Genomic DNA, 15596 nt, shown 5'->3' on the forward strand with positions numbered 1-15596 from the left:
GGTAAACAGCAGCATCGATTTGCCGTCTACTCAGCTGAAAATAAAATCGGCAGTGCAGATATTATCTTCACTTCAGATCTATCTTGGTCAGATACACCGGATCAAGTCATTGATGATTCAGGTGATGGTCAAGATGGTATGGGCGGGTTGAATGGTTCATATTACCTACCTACAGATGCAACGTTTGACAAAACTAATAGTCAGCTGGCTATTGATAAAGCTGAATTGTTCTCGGCTGGCAGCAATGTCCGCCTAAAACTGACAATGAACAATACTACCAACAGCTGGCTCCCGCCAAACGGTTTTGACCACGTGGGGTTCTCGATTTTCATCGGTTTGCCGAGAGAAGCTTCAGAAGGTTTAACTACACTGCCAAAAATTAATGCACTAATGCCAAGCGGCGCATGGAATAGAAACGCAGTAGTATTTGGCTGGCAAAGTTCGATTTACAATACACAGGGAGCCGATGCACAAACATGGGGAGAAAGCGTATCACCAGCACCCTCGGTTAATGTTGATAAAGAGAGCAATGCCATCTATTTAGACTTTGCCAGTGATGCACTTGGTCGTCCAGATACGCTAAATGGGATTAGTTTCTACATCACGACTTGGGATTTAGATGGATTGTCGGCTGCCTATCGTCCGCTTCAAGCCGAAAACGGTCCTTGGACTTTTTCTGGTGGAGACTCAAGTGAAGCGAAAATTTGGGATGATTTACCTGTTATTATGCTAAGCGAATAAGGATTCAAAGCAGATGACTTTCCATAAATAATTTCTGTTAATTGTGGGAAGTTATCTGTTTTTTGAAATGCTTACCAGTAAAAAGGTGGCCGTAATTGCAGAACTTCGATAACGGAAGCTAAGTCGTTGCTTGCACAACTATGGTGTGGATGAAAGTCCCATAGTTGAACAAAAGAGGGAGGTTACATTAACTTATTTGAGCTTAATTAAGAGAGGATTCTCAGAACGGTGTAAATGGGGTTATAAATGGGAGAGGTTAAATTTAATAAAGAATTAATTTTAACCTGATCCTTTTTTTTTACTGATTTTTTTCCCTTGTTATTTTAATCGGAAAAGGCTCGGTGGCACTGCCTGCGTAGAGACTAATATGCGGGAAAGGTATTTCAATCTCCTCTTTATCAAAAGCGATTTTAATCTGCTCGTAAATTGAGTTTTTTAATTCTAAAAAGTTTTCCCGTTTTACCCAGACTGAAAATTGCAAGCTTAGGGATGAATCCTCAAACCCTTGAAAAATATATAAAGGTTTGGGCTCCTCCAGCGATAACGGATTATCCGATGCCACCTGTTGCAGAATCGTTTTTACCTTCTCAATATTTTCTTTATAGGCGATGCTGATCTTTAGATCCAGTCGTCTAATCGGAAATTTAGTTAATGTGGTCACCTCGGATTTAATTAAGGTTTCATTAGGTAAGCGTACAAATAAGTTATCAAAGGTGCGCAACTTAACCGAAAGCAGGTCAATGGATAAGACTTCGCCCACCGTACTGCCGACACGAATCACATCCCCCACGCTAAATGAGCGCTCCGCCATCAGAAAAATACCGCTGATAAAATTGGAAGCCGAGGTTTGTGAAGCAAAACCCACCGCCACTGTTAATACGCTGGCAGCGCCCAACAGAACGTTAAGATTAAAACCCATCTCCAACAGAGCTGAAAAGATAAACAATATAAAAATGAGATGATAGATGAGTCGCTTGATCAGAAAGGAGGTCTGCAGGGTAAATATTTTTTCGCTAAAGCGCGTACTGTAATAACTAAGCAGCTTGGCAAAGATAAAACCTAATATTAATAATAAAGAGGCGCGCAGCAGTTTGACGAGGAATTCGATATTAAAAACATCGCTGAGGTAAAGTCCTATCTCATTCATTTTTTTTCCTTACTGAAAAATTGCACTAAAGGCGCGGATTATCTGACCATGTCCTACCGCTTTTCTTGGTCCATTGACGAAGGACATTTCCTGCGGGGCCTTACCTAATTTCAGCTGTGCAAAATCACCATCATCTTCTCGTGTCAGGGTGATATTTTGCGTCCATAATTGACCATTTTTAGCGGCATAAAGTGATAATAGGGGGGCGGGTAAGGCGACTCTTTCAAAAAGTAAATTGTCATTGGCATGATTATGTATCAGCAAGGGGGTTGTCGCCCTTTGGATGCGATAGGGGAGTTTTTGCAAATCCAAACGGCCACTAGTGACACTGGCGTAACATAACTCACCGCTGCAGGTTGATGGACCAAACCAGGTATCGGAAAGACGCTGGGTAGCTAGTTCCTGTAATAAGGATGTTTTGTTGTTAACTACATTGATCCTCAAATAAATAGGGGTGCTAACGTATAACACCACACTTGCGCCTGCTTCAAGGTTGATTGGAGAAACCGGTCTGCAAACGACTGACCTATCCGCTAATGCCGGTAATAATTGAATATGATTACTACTGTTGTTGACAATATAGCGTGCGACATCTTGATAATAGCAGGGTGAAAATTGGCCGACCATTTTGTGCAGACGATTATCGTTAGTATCAACCTCTTTTTCTCGTTGAGAATGGATCCGCCATTCAGAATCGCTATGCTCTATCGCCACAGACAAAGGACCAATGTCCAGTTGCAAACAACTCTCTTTATCCAGATCAACGTCACCCCACCAGGGCGTCTCATTATTCATAATCGTTATGCTCTATATTGATTTTTATAGTTAATTTTCACTGCAAGATGTTAGACCATTTAATTGTTTTTTTCTGTTTATCCATTGCTAAAGTGACCAAATGACGATAATGCATTTATTTCTTTGAGGTGACAAGCAATTAGCAAATAAAACAGATCTAATTATAAAGCGCAGACATGACGAGCGATAAGACGCTGCGCCGAGATAAATCGATAAAAGATTAAATCCCTAGTTCGGTAAGGTTAGCGGACCGCCGAGTCATGAGCTTTGCACCGATATCTTTTTTACCTAAAAAGGTTTAGCTGTCCTGTCTTTTTGCTGTGGAATAAAAACGTATTCCGGGCACAATGGCCCCTAGTGCTACAGGCACAAGACTCAATCCTAGGATAAGACACCATCCTTTGACTCCCGGTGAAACTGTTTGCAGAATGGCTGAAAGCGGTGTCCAGTATACGGCCAGCACCAGAAGAACGATACAGATCCCCCAGGACAGCCAGATCCAGTGGTTGGTGGTGACATCATTTAGCAGAACCGGTGTGCCGCGATCGCGAAGATTGACGACAAACCATAGTTTGGCAAAGGCAAGTGTTAGAAAAGAGATGGTCACAGCCTGCTTCTCGTCAACCCCCAAAAAGAAGAGGCTAATTGTCAGTGCGGCAAGGACAATGGCGCCGATAATCAGACTCCAAATACCGATTGAACGCCAGTGATGAGAAGTCAGGACAGCCTCGTCGGGTTCCCGTGGCAACCGTTTCATAACATCACTGCTTCCTAAGCCCAACCCAAGAGCAAGCGCAGGAAAAACATCTGTTAAAACATTTAGATACAGAATCTGCAGGGGATTCAAAGGGATTGGCAGCTGTGCCAGAGATGCCAGCGCTACAGCCAGAACTTCGGCAATATTGGTGCAGAGCATGAAAATAACCGATTTACGGATATTGGCAAAAATGATCCGGCCTTCCTTAACTGCCGCAACAATAGTTGAAAATTTGTCGTCACGTAGCACCATGTCGGCGACCTGTTTTGCCGCATCTGTGCCACGCCGCCCCATGGCAATACCGATATCCGCCTGTTTCAGCGCCGGGGCATCATTGATACCATCCCCAGTCATGGCGATTATCTGGCCGTTCTCCTGATACAATTTTACCAAATTGAATTTTTGTTCCGGTGTCACCCTGGCAAATACGCTGGCGGCCTGAATCCTTTTGCGATGTTTTGCGGAAAAATTTTCCAGGTCGCTCAGTTCCTTACCATGAAACGCCTTCCCGTCAATGTTTAGTCCGACCTTCTCAGCGATGGCGCTTCCCGTGTCGGCCCTGTCCCCGGTCACCATCACTACCCGAATACCCGCTGCCTGACATTGCTCTATCGCCTCCCGGACATCGGTACGAGGGGGATCTTCCATGGCCGCCAGTCCGACGAAGCACAAATTTTTATAGGGTTTATCAGAAATATCTGCAACTTCTTTGTCGGCAAATGCCAATAGACGCAGACCTTTGGCCGCAAGGTCGTCGACCCTTTTTCGCCACTCACGGTGCTGCTCATCCGACATGGGGGCAGAGCCGTTTTCTGTCAAAATATGGCCACATGCCTGCAGCACCTGATCCGGCGCACCTTTTACCGATACATAGTAACGTGTTCCAGCGCCTTCCTTACTTTCCCTTGGATGAAACGTTGCCATCATCATCGTCTCGGAGTCGAAGGGGACTTCGTGTTCCTCTTCCCTTTTCTCGGCAAGTTCGCGCCACTCAATACCTTTTTGCAGCGCTGCTTTGAGAAGAGCGACCTCGGTCGGATCACCGCTATAACCTCCCTCTTCATCCGGTCGGGCATTGGAACACAGAGCGCCGATCTTCAGCAGCCGCATGATTGAAAGCTTTTCAATTTTTTTCTGTTGATCGACGGGTATTTCAGACTGTGTATCCAGACTCATCGATTCGAGCGGAGTAACCAGCTCCGTGACGGCCATCTTATTCTCGGTAAGCGTTCCGGTTTTGTCGGTTAAAATTATCGAAGTGGCACCAAGGGTTTCCACCGCGGTCAGACGATTTACCAAGGCATTATGTTTGGCCATCAACCACATGCCGCGAGCCAGAGCGATGGTCGCAACGATCGGCAGGCCCTCGGGGATGGCTGCAATACCGAGCGCAATAGCGGTCTCAATCATAAGTACCGTGTCACGACCTACTGCCAGCCCTGCAGCACCGATAATTACGGCGATAGCAAGGGTTACCCAGGCCAGACGCTTGCCCAGTTGATCGAGCCGTTTCTGCAGCGGGGGGGCCTTTTTTTTCGCAGCCGCCGTCAGTTGGGAAATTCGACCTATTTCGGTTGATATCCCTATTGCGGTAACGACTCCTTCCACCTCTCCTTCAATTATGCTCGTTCCCTTGTAGAGCATGCAGCTGCGTTCATGTAGGGCGGCTTCAGCATCAACGCTGTCAGACGATTTATTGACCGGCATCGATTCGCCGGTTAACGCCGCTTCATTACCCCTGGCTCCTTTGCTGCCCAACAGTCGCAGATCCGCCGGAACCAGATCTTCATTACCGAGAAGAACAATATCCCCGGGAACGAGTTCAGATGCGGCTATCTCCTGTACTTCACCTTGTCGCCGGACCGATGTTTTATGCTGTCCAAGACGTCTTAGCGCCTCCATTGACCGGACCGCTTTGTACTCTGAGAAAAAGCCGATGGCGGTATTGATCAACGTCACGGCGATCAGTGCCAGACCTTCCGGCCAGCGGTCGGTGATGAAAGCAACTGCTGCTGCCGCCACTAGGATCAGAATGACAATGCTTTTGAACTGATTGACTAGGATATGGTATGGACTGGGTGTCGTTTCTTCCTGGAGTTCATTTGGGCCGTATTGTTGCTGTCTTTTCCGAACTTCCTCCTGAGAGAGCCCCTGTGCGGAATTGACGTCCAGCTGGTGCAGCACGTCTTCTTCCGTCGCTCTGTAGAACGATGCACCGTCCGATTCCTGCTTGTCCAAATCCATACTTCATTCCTCGCAGATTGTATGAATGACGGCGGATATATATGGAATCTTTATGGACATTTATCCCTCCGATGCAATTCTAGCCGTCTGTCTATTATCTTGTTGGTTTTACCGTTAGCTGGCGATATTCTGACCGATCATCAAAAGCCGCCGTCATTCTGAGTATAGGAAGAATAAAAGCCTTTTACCCAAAAAACATTGATTTTAAAAGGATGTTTTATCTCATTATTTTCCTTAGTAAATGCCCGTATTCTATGTTGGTTTTACCCGATTCACAGACACACTTGAGGACAGGCATTAAATAAGAGTGTGACATGGCGAATACAACGGCTGTAACAATCGATGGTTTTGGGGCTTTTACCTTGTAAGATCAGTTTGTTGAGGTAAGATTGATAAAAATAATCAAAACGGCTTTGTAGCCTTGATTTATGTGGTTTGTTTATTCTGCCGCGCAGCGGTTTCGTTTAATAAATGCAATCAAATCGGACGCATTATGGCTTGTTGTCGTTTATTGCTGGCGTTATGTTTGTCGCAATACGGGTACTTAAATTGAAAAAATTATTAATCTTATGCGTCATTTTTGGTATTTATCATAATTGGCCAATCTTATCTAACGGGACTTCAGAATATTCAGAAAATAACGTAGTGATTTTGTATGCTACAGATTGGTGTGGTTATTGTAAAAAAACGCGTGAACTGCTCAAAGACAACAATATACAATACACAGAGTTTGATATTGAAAAGTCAGAGGAAGGGCGCCGCCGTTACGATGAATTGGGCGGCAATGGTATCCCCTTACTAAATATTAATGGCAGTATTGTAAATGGTTATAGTAAATCTCAAATTCTAAAACTGCTTAAATAACATAAATATAATTTGCTGCACGCGGACTAAAAACCGCGGGCTATTTTGCTTCACTAAATTAAGCCCACAATTTTGCGCCAGTTATTCAGGCATGAGGGGTTTGGTACCACAATTACAGGATAAATAAGAACATGGTTAAAAATATTTCAGCTGCGAGGTTATACATCAGGAGTGTCTGTATTGCGTTTTTGGTCTTTTCATCAAGCGGTTATGCGGAAATATATAAATGGACTGATGCGGACGGTCAAATACATTATTCCGACAAGAATGTTAATGCAGGCAATTCGGAATCGCAAAAGATTGAAGTAGAAGCTTCGCAGAATTTAATGCCGAAGCTCGCCTCACCCAAATCAAATTCGAAAGTTAAAAAACAGGATCCTCTTGAAAGAGTGACCGAAATGCAAAAACAGGAATCAATGTTCTTTTTAGCAAAAGAAAATACAGCCAATGATCCATGTACACTTGCGCGCAAAATTCTTAGCGGAGATGTTAAGTTACAAAATGGACTGCCAACGGGTAAACATGAAATTGAGGTCGCAAAACGTGACATTATTAAATTTTGTAATTAAATTTTTCGGCCGGTATTTATATTGTCCTAACAATGCGTTGCACTGTGAGTCGATACCGTTGTCGCCGGCAGTCTAAGGTTTAACTATGAATTTACAGAGTCACTTTATACTGATGTCTGACTACAATCAGCGCATGAATAGTCAGATTTACAATCTTGTTAAAGAGCTTGATGAAAGAGACGTAAATGACGATCGTGGTGCATATTTCAAATCGATTATTGGGACGCTTAATCATATATTAGTGGGCGATCTCATTTGGTTAACAAGGTTTTCAAAGCACTCTAATAGATATAGATCTTTAGTGGATTTATCAGATCTCCCTAAACCCAAAGGCCTTGATGATATTATATTTTCAGATTTATCATTGTTACTGGAAGCTCGGCAAAAAGTTGATTTATCAATATGCAGATGGCTTAAAAATGAAACTATAGAAAACGATTTTGACAAATTATTAGCGTATTCAAATACTAAAGGTGTGGTTAGTAAGCGTGATTTTGGTGAGCTCATAAGCCACCTATTTAATCATCAAACACATCATAGAGGGCAATTAAGCACGCTATTAAATCAAATGAAACTTGATATTGGTGTTACTGATTATTTGTTTGAAATCCCAGAAAATAAGGCCTAGTTGCCGCACTCTCGCCGGTGAACGCGGCGTTATTTGTTTACTAATGTCAGGATGAAAATAAGAGGTATACATGGAATTTGATCTTGAAACTTTGTTGAAGTTGGGTGCGTCAATTATCGGTTTATTACTTGCCCTATCAAAATTATTTGAGTCGAAAGTAAATTTAAAACAAGATCTGAAGTTACATCTAGAAATCAGAAACTTAATTGAAAAAGGTAGTGAAGAATATAATCGTGTTGATGGTAGAGTTTCTGAATTAGTAAACATCCTTTATCCGACAGATGCTGAATATAAAGTAAGAGATCATGAGGAAAGTAAAGCAAAGAGTTACCTGTTATCTTTGATAACTGGGATATCTTTTTCTATTTGGACTCTTTGGATTATTTTTTCAGGCTTTTCTTGGTGGTGCTTATTAACTGCTTTTATTGCTTTCAGTGCATTTTCTTCTTTTAAAGAAACATTGGATTCAGATAAGAATAAAAATTAGCGCTGAGTATACTTGGAATATAATAACAGTTGCTGCAGGCGACTCGATACAGTTGTCCGTTTTTTACTAAAATAAAAAGCGGCAAAAACAGCCAACTTACGCGCCCTTTATTGCTGGCGTTAGTTTCCAATTCTTCAATATGCGTTCTTTTCTGTAAACAAGAAAACAGCAAAACAACTCTAACTTATTCGTGTCTAGCAAGATGTTTAAGCTGGAACGCTCATGTCATTTTTTACACATAAACTTCACTTTTTAGTCTATTGTTTTTGCAGGCTTTAAATTTCTTAAATAGTGCTTTTATCGTAACAAAGGAATTCTACAGCCTCGTTTGTACGGAATAATCCTAACTACTAGATAAGGTGAAGTCATATGTCAGCAAAACAAATATCCTACCAAGAAGCTAGAGACCTAATGCAGCCAGGAGATGTAATTGCTTTTGGAGGAAAGGGTCATTTTTCAGAAATAATTAAGTTTGCCACTTTTTCAGGTGTTTCTCATGTTGGCGTTATTCTGCAAACAAAAATACCGGAAGATGAAACAGGCAGATTCTTTAATCAAATTATTGAATCTACTTCACTCAATGGATTCAATGGCGTAAATGTTTCCCGATTCAGTGACAGACTTAACACCTATAGTGGTGAGTTGTGGTGGCTACCGCTCAAGAATAGTATTAGAGAGACTTTATTTAATAAAGCTAAGTTCTTTGACTTTCTATTTAATCAAGCCAAAGAAAGAAAAGCTTATGATATGCCTCAGGCAATAAAATCGGTCGTTGATGCGCTAGATAAACTTCCATTTGGAATGCATGGCGTTGGATACAACCAAGAAGATTTCAGCAAGTTCTTTTGTTCTGAGCTTGTCTGCGCAGGATTAGAGGTCTCTGGCGCAGTGGGTAGTGTAAATGCATCAGAGGTTACCCCTATCGACCTATGCAGATGGAATATTTATGAAGATAGTTATTACCAGCTTAAAGGGGAGTCAAGTAAACGCATTTCTCGTTTTAATACAGCTTCACCATCAGACTGGAATCTATAATAGCTTTCAATAAAAAACTAAACTTGGGCCTGGGAAAAGTAACACTATACAAAGAAAGAGGGGTGTCGCGCAGCAGACACCCATCTCTTTTTTACCTGAAAAGGTTTGCCTTTCCTGTCTTTTAGCAAGCATCAATGAATAGATAATTATCGAATTTGGTATTACATCTTTAAATAAAAGAAGATAACATTTTGATACTCAACGAAATAAGTAAGAATGCAAATATTCTTTTAGTAATTTTTATTGGCAGTATATGTGTTAATTTGACACCTAAAGGTACCGTAAAATAACTACAAAATGCGATGATAAAAAACGCAGGTAAGGAGATAAATCCAAAGGTCAAATTATCGATATTTGTATTATCCCAACCATTTATGATGTAGCCCAATGTCCCACTTATTGCGATAGGGAATCCAATAGCAGCACTGGTACCGATAGCTTTTTTGATATCTACATTTTGCCAAACTAAGTAAGGAACACTTAAAGAGCCTCCTCCAATGGAAACCATTGCAGAAATCGCACCGATAAAAGATCCTGCTGAAAACTGTCCCCAAGAAGCTAAAAGTTGTCTACTGGGTGTTGGTTTTTTGTTTAAAAACATTTGCACTGAAACATAAGCCATAAACAGAGAAAAGAAGATTGCCAAATAAAATGAACTTAACATTGAGGCTAAAAAAGTGCCGAGAAAAGTACCGATCAATATCCCTGGTGTCATCATTTTAACGACATCCCAGATCACGCCATTGCGTTTATGATGAGCACTCAAACTAGCAAAAGAGGTGACAATAATGGTCGCCATTGAAGTACCTAGCGCCATATGAACGACTTCGGTTTGTGGCATGCCTTGCATCAGAAAAATAGTCGTGAGTGCGGGCACTATGATTCCACCTCCACCAATGCCTAAAAGGCCCGCAGCAACGCCTACAAATGAACCTAAAGCGATGAATAGCAGAATTGATTCTAAGCCTGGCATGTTAAGCATTCCTTCTTAATATTTTATATTTCGGTGTAATAATATGTGCAGGTTAACATAAGCTATTATTATACCTAAGGAACTTAAGAGTCAGCGGCTTTGTTTGCCAGTATTACATTTTTTAACAATGGCTTTTGTCATACCTTTAAAGATAAATAAATGTGCGGGCATCATCATAAACCAATATAACAACCCCCAAATTCCTGCAGGATGCCACCAAGCACGTATATCTAATTCTCGATAAGTGCCTTTATCGACAATGTTAAATTCTAAACGTCCAAGTCCTGGCGCTTTCATACCAAATAATAAAGACAAGAAGGTATCTTCTTTAATGGATATCACTTTCCAAGAATCAATTTGGTCACCTAATGCTAATTTTTCAGGATCGCGGCGATAGCGCTTTAAAGAATTACCGCCCACGAGGTGGTCAATCCATTCTCTAATTCGCCATAAAATGTTGGCGAAAAAATAGCCGTCTTGAGTACCGATTAATTGAATTTGTTTCCATAACGACTTGGCACTTACCGTTGTTTTTAAGGTGTAACCTGCCTGCTTCGGATAATAGCCATAGTCGGGTTGCCACCGAAACAGAGCATCTTTATCAAATCCCCATATGGCACTATCGATAATATCGTTTTCATGGGCAAAGGTATTAGAAACTGATTGTTCAAAAGAAAGTAAGGGTTGTGGAATGAGGGCTTGGATCTGCTCACCGTTGGCAGATAAGTCATACTGCAAACCACCCACTAATGCTTTAGCAATGTTCGTAGGCACAGAGGTCATTATTTTAAGCCAGTAAGCGGCCATATTGGGGGTGAGAAATGCCAAGGGGATAATATGTATTTTTTTACCTGCTAGCTTAGCAATTATTTGCATCTGTTTTTTGTATGTTAATAATTCAGTGCCAGCGACATCAAAAATATTATTATTTTGGAAAGTGAGTTTGAGTAATTCAGTAAGATAATAAAGCAGATTTTCTAAGGCGATAGGCGAATTATGAGAAGCCATCCACTTGGGTGTAATTATAATGGGCAGGTGATAAACGAAATCACGCATCACCTCAAAAGCTGCGGAACCAGGACCTACAATAATACCTGCTCTTAATTCAGTGACTATAATATTGCTTTCTCTTAGAATATCGCCGGTTTTTTTCCGCGCAATAAAATGTTTTGAATGAGCGGAAACGGGTTGCAAAGAACCTAAATAAATAAGCTGTTTCACTTGGCTGTTTTTTAATTGATCACTAAAATTTTGGGCGCTGTATAGTTCTCCTTTAACGAAATCAGTCCCATCATTCATACCATGAACAAGATAAAAAACGACATCAATATTTTTCAGAATAGATGATAAATCACGGCTAATGGATAGGTCTAACTGCACCAGATTGACATTATCTAGGCTGCTCCAACTGCGTGTAGAAAGTGATTTTAGATCCCGACCTGTCGCGGTCACACAATACCCTTTTTGTGCAAGTACTGGCACTAATTGACTACCGACATAACCAGATGCGCCGACCACTAAAATATTTTTTACCATCAATTATCACCTTTGCTGTATTGTGCATAAGACACACAGTTTCGACCGGACGTTGCTTGTTAAGCATATATTGTGACGCTAACTTAGCAATATAAAAACGTTTAATAACTGTATCAAAATGAGGGCGATAAGGTTGAAGATGTTTTGCGCACTGCCTATCGAGTTTTTTTCTATCGCCTATCAATAATTTTTAAAGTAGATTATTGAGCTCCTGTTACTTGCCAATATCTGCGGCGATCATACTATCGATATGGATCTTGCCAATTCCAACTCTAACCAGTGTTAATGTGGCAAAACCCACTGCAGCCGTTATCTTTTTTATCTGACGATTTTTACCTTCACAGAGAGTGATACTAAAAAGGTTTTGCTGTCCCGTCTCTTGCCCTTTAGAAGATACCTGCGCACTTTAGCGAAACGAGTGACTTGGTTAATGGATAATCAGCGCCGCATTATGGTGACTAATTGCGTTCACTTTTTGCGTGTCCAGTTACCTTAAATATCCTTCAAGGCAATATTGGATGGAGAATTTTCAATAGCTGTCTTAAATTTCTCAAACGTTCCTTTTAGTTTATTGAATTCGTCGGAATTTATAATTGGAACCGTATCAACACCATGTTGATCTAAGGTTTCCAGAACATGAAAAATTGTTAGGAAGTCAGGATCGCGTGCCGGTTGGTAAAATAGGGTATTGGCATCATTCAATTTGACCTCCACCAACAGACCCGCTTCAGTTAATTCAAAAAGGATCTGCCGAACAAGGCGAATGGGTAATTCCAAAAAATGTGATATTTTATCTGCGTGCCAGGGTTTTTCTCCCTTACAAAAATTCTTAACACTTAATTGAACAATGTATAAGGAAATTAATCGCTTAAATGAATGGCTGGTTTTCAGACAATCCGGTTCAAACTCATAAGTTTCCACATTTTGTTCTGCAAAGGAAACCTCTGCGCCTAGAAGCACAATCAGCCAACTCATCTGCAGCCACACTAAAAATAGCGGTAAGGCCGCAAAGCTCCCATAAATGGCGCCATATTTTAAGACGCCCACCTGAAACGTTATATAAATCCATTGCACAATCTGATAGGTGGTCCCAGCAATAATCCCTCCTAAAAGGCCGGCCCGAAAGTTTATTTTGGCATTAGGAATGAAAATATAAATAAAAGTAAATACCGTCCAAATTACAAAATAAGGCAGAATTTTAAGACTAGTAATAATAAGCGGAACAATCGGCCCTAGAAAGGATAACTTTTCCACCAGAAGTGTAACCTGGCTACTAATAATAACGGTGGCACTGCTAGCCATAATCAATAAAACAGGGCAAATCAGAATGATAGAAGTGTAATCGCTAAACTTTCTGCCAAAACTTCGACTTTTCTTGATCCCCCATATTTCATTAAACGATTCTTCTATCTGACCTAATACTTTGATGACCGTCCAAAATAACACCACAGTACCAATTCCGGCAATAATACCTCCTTGGGTATTTTCAAGCATCGCCTGAGAAAACCCGATAATTTTCTCAACGACCTCTTCCTGCCCCTGCAGGTTTTCAAATAGCAATGTTTCAAGTTTTTTTTCAAACCCAAACCCTTTGGCAATGCCAAAAGCCATCGCGACAACCGGAACAATGGATAATAAAGAAAAAAAAGTTAAAGCTGAGGCACGCAGCATGCATTTATCTTCCGCAAAACCACGCACAGCCAAAAGAATGATACGAAGTTGACGAAGAGCAAATAATCTCACTCCTGATAGCTGGTTAGCCCGAATTCGCCAAATATCCGTTTCAATAAAATTAATGAACTTTGTTATAAGTAATTTCATTAATAACTCCTTATTATAAAGTTTAGAAAATGTGAGGCTTTAAGGCTTGTTGCTTAGTATAGACACGGCTAGCGCATTTTAATCCCAGACATTAGTCGGGTTGAGCGGTAATCGTCATTTAGCCCGAAAGCGAGTGCTGCGTTGCAGCATTGGAAAAGGGAGTGACTATCTCACCGTGTTGCGCCTTACTCTAGCATCTGGGCGAAGCTTTGAATTTGCCTCTTGATCTAGCTTGAGTACTGACGAATCCCCGCAAAAATAAAGAACAATAAATGCTATCAGGGGATCGATTTTCATCGCTAATCGTGATCAAATCACTTCGCTAAAAACAACCCACAAATATAGTCCGTTGGGCTTAATACTCTCTTTACCTTGTTTCATCTGCTATGCTCGACACAACGTGTATCAGTAACTTATCTCCTCCAACGTTGCAAAAAAGTTCAATTTACACCTACATTTATAAAAATATTGCCGTAATAACTACGACAATAAATTCAATGCTCGCTTTATTACAAAGTAAGCAAAATCCACACAAATAAGATGTTATCTAGGTAAATACAAACTATGAATGTAATTTGGATTGGTTTTCTAGGCAGTCTTGCTGCAGGTTTACTTACAGGCGTAGGTGCCTTAGGTGTTTTCTTTATCAAAGATCTGTCTAATAAATTAGAGGACGGACTGCTTAGTTTTGCCGCAGGAATAATGCTCGCAGCATCGATCTTCTCATTAATATTACCAGCAATGGCGTATGGAGAGATTATGTTTGATAGCAAACATCTTAGTGTAATTGTGGTAATTGTTGGAATTTTTTGTGGTGCAGTAACCCTATATTCAATGAATCAATATCTGCCTCATGAGCATTTTCTATCAGGGCATGAAGGGCCTGACACAAAAGCATTCGCCCGTATTTGGTTATTTGTTATCGCGATTACTTTACATAACTTCCCGGAAGGAATGGCAGTAGGTGTGGGGTTTGCCGGTGGCGATATCAAAAATGGAGTTTTGCTTGCTACAGGTATTGGGATACAGAATATACCAGAAGGTCTGGCTGTTGCAGTTTCTCTCCTTACAGTCGGCTATTCTAGAATGCAGGCCTTTCTTGTTGCTTTCTTAACTGGCCTCGTAGAACCAATTGGTGGTTTATTCGGGAGTCTAGCGGCATCATTCGCCGGTCTTTTTATGCCTTTATCATTGGCATTTGCAGCGGGTGCAATGTTGTTCATTATTAATCATGAAATTATCCCTGAAACTCATAGAAGAGGATTTGAGAATATGGCAACGTTTAGTTTGCTTACTGGTTTCGCGTTGATGATGTATTTAGATGTGATGCTAGGGTAAGAAAATTAAATTAATAAAATGGTCACGAATTAATAACTCGTCTAAGTAAAACCGCTAATTTCGCCAGAGGGTTGTGCAAGTGATAACGACAATGGCCATTAAACGTTAAACAAAAGGCCTGATGGACAATCTAGACGAGCCCACATCGAAGTGGGCTTTTTATTACAATAAAGAATGAACTCTTATCGCTGACTAAGGGCAAGCTTAACAATAACAAAATCATAGTTTTATTATAAATGTTTGATAATTATAGCGTGGGTGTTATGTTTGTTGTTGAATTTCAATATAGGTACGGTTTATGGCATTTAAAAGAATAGTGTTTTTCGTTACAGCTATCGTTTGGGGATGTTTTGCACTAGCCAATGTAGATAGCGTGACGTTTGAAATGTATACATTTCCACTGAGTTATGAACAAGGATCTATGAGGCTGCTGGAAGATGGCGAGGGGTTTGTCATTAGAACATCAAAAAATGAATTGTTTAGTGTTGCAAAGGTAGACTGTGGTGACAATATAATTGAGATTTCAAATAAAGAGAAATATTCAGTCGGTTCAGTTTTTCAAAAATACCTAACAGGGCAAAAATTACCTAAAGATAATCTAATAATGACTGAGTTAGTCGCTTCTTTTGCTCCTGTAGATAAACTTGAACTTGAGGGATTT

The 15596-nt window shown here is 40.8% G+C and carries 14 protein-coding genes; 8 read left to right on the plus strand and 6 right to left on the minus strand.

Annotated elements, in window-relative coordinates; all coding sequences use genetic code 11:
* Positions 1-741, plus strand: a 741-nt coding sequence (locus tag ACJAT7_RS13415) for a glucodextranase DOMON-like domain-containing protein (RefSeq protein WP_415227309.1), incomplete at its 5' end; no start/stop codon positions are given.
* A gap of 298 nt (positions 742-1039) precedes the next feature.
* Here the strand turns inward: ACJAT7_RS13415 and ACJAT7_RS13420 are convergent.
* The 3 genes from ACJAT7_RS13420 to ACJAT7_RS13430 form a co-directional block, all read right to left on the minus strand.
* Positions 1040-1888 (minus strand): mechanosensitive ion channel family protein, encoded by an 849-nt coding sequence (locus ACJAT7_RS13420; protein WP_415227310.1) that lies wholly within the window; start codon positions 1886-1888, stop codon positions 1040-1042.
* Positions 1889-1897: 9 nt separating this feature from the next.
* Positions 1898-2683, minus strand: coding sequence for a hypothetical protein (locus ACJAT7_RS13425; RefSeq protein WP_415227311.1), 786 nt, complete (start codon positions 2681-2683; stop codon positions 1898-1900).
* A 298-nt stretch (positions 2684-2981) separates the two neighbouring features.
* Positions 2982-5684: a cation-translocating P-type ATPase gene (locus tag ACJAT7_RS13430; RefSeq protein WP_415227312.1), complete on the minus strand. Its 2703-nt coding sequence runs from the start codon at positions 5682-5684 to the stop codon at positions 2982-2984.
* Between the two features lie 549 nt (positions 5685-6233).
* Between ACJAT7_RS13430 and ACJAT7_RS13435 the strand changes: the two genes are divergently transcribed.
* From ACJAT7_RS13435 to ACJAT7_RS13455, 5 genes are all read left to right on the plus strand, one after another.
* A complete protein-coding gene (locus ACJAT7_RS13435; RefSeq protein ID WP_415227313.1) occupies positions 6234-6548 on the plus strand; it encodes a glutaredoxin family protein in 315 nt (104 codons plus the stop codon).
* Between the two features lie 131 nt (positions 6549-6679).
* Entirely contained in the window at positions 6680-7117 is a 438-nt protein-coding gene (locus ACJAT7_RS13440; RefSeq protein ID WP_415227314.1) for a DUF4124 domain-containing protein, read from the plus strand.
* 85 nt (positions 7118-7202) lie between these two features.
* Positions 7203-7745 (plus strand): DinB family protein, encoded by a 543-nt coding sequence (locus tag ACJAT7_RS13445; protein WP_415227315.1) that lies wholly within the window; start codon positions 7203-7205, stop codon positions 7743-7745.
* Positions 7746-7815: 70 nt separating this feature from the next.
* On the plus strand, positions 7816-8232 hold the full coding sequence (locus ACJAT7_RS13450) for a hypothetical protein (protein WP_415227316.1): 417 nt from the start codon (positions 7816-7818) through the stop codon (positions 8230-8232).
* 369 nt (positions 8233-8601) lie between these two features.
* On the plus strand, positions 8602-9267 hold the full coding sequence (locus ACJAT7_RS13455; protein WP_415227317.1) for a hypothetical protein: 666 nt from the start codon (positions 8602-8604) through the stop codon (positions 9265-9267).
* A gap of 169 nt (positions 9268-9436) precedes the next feature.
* Here ACJAT7_RS13455 and ACJAT7_RS13460 read toward each other — a convergent pair whose 3' ends face one another.
* From ACJAT7_RS13460 to ACJAT7_RS13470, 3 genes are all read right to left on the minus strand, one after another.
* A complete protein-coding gene (locus ACJAT7_RS13460) occupies positions 9437-10240 on the minus strand; it encodes a sulfite exporter TauE/SafE family protein (RefSeq protein WP_415227318.1) in 804 nt (267 codons plus the stop codon).
* A gap of 90 nt (positions 10241-10330) precedes the next feature.
* Positions 10331-11776, minus strand: a complete 1446-nt coding sequence (locus tag ACJAT7_RS13465; RefSeq protein WP_415227319.1) for a DUF2867 domain-containing protein — start codon at positions 11774-11776, stop codon at positions 10331-10333.
* A gap of 492 nt (positions 11777-12268) precedes the next feature.
* On the minus strand, positions 12269-13597 hold the full coding sequence (locus ACJAT7_RS13470; RefSeq protein ID WP_415227320.1) for a YihY/virulence factor BrkB family protein: 1329 nt from the start codon (positions 13595-13597) through the stop codon (positions 12269-12271).
* Between the two features lie 564 nt (positions 13598-14161).
* On the opposite strand from ACJAT7_RS13470, the gene ACJAT7_RS13475 reads away from it, so the two are divergent.
* Positions 14162-14935 (plus strand): ZIP family metal transporter, encoded by a 774-nt coding sequence (locus ACJAT7_RS13475; RefSeq protein ID WP_415227321.1) that lies wholly within the window; start codon positions 14162-14164, stop codon positions 14933-14935.
* A gap of 298 nt (positions 14936-15233) precedes the next feature.
* A partial coding sequence (locus ACJAT7_RS13480) for a hypothetical protein (RefSeq protein WP_415227322.1) occupies positions 15234-15596 on the plus strand: 363 nt, incomplete at its 3' end.

Origin of the sequence: Psychromonas sp., assembly GCF_047632995.1 — a bacterium.
In the GTDB taxonomy this organism is placed as follows: domain Bacteria; phylum Pseudomonadota; class Gammaproteobacteria; order Enterobacterales; family Psychromonadaceae; genus Psychromonas.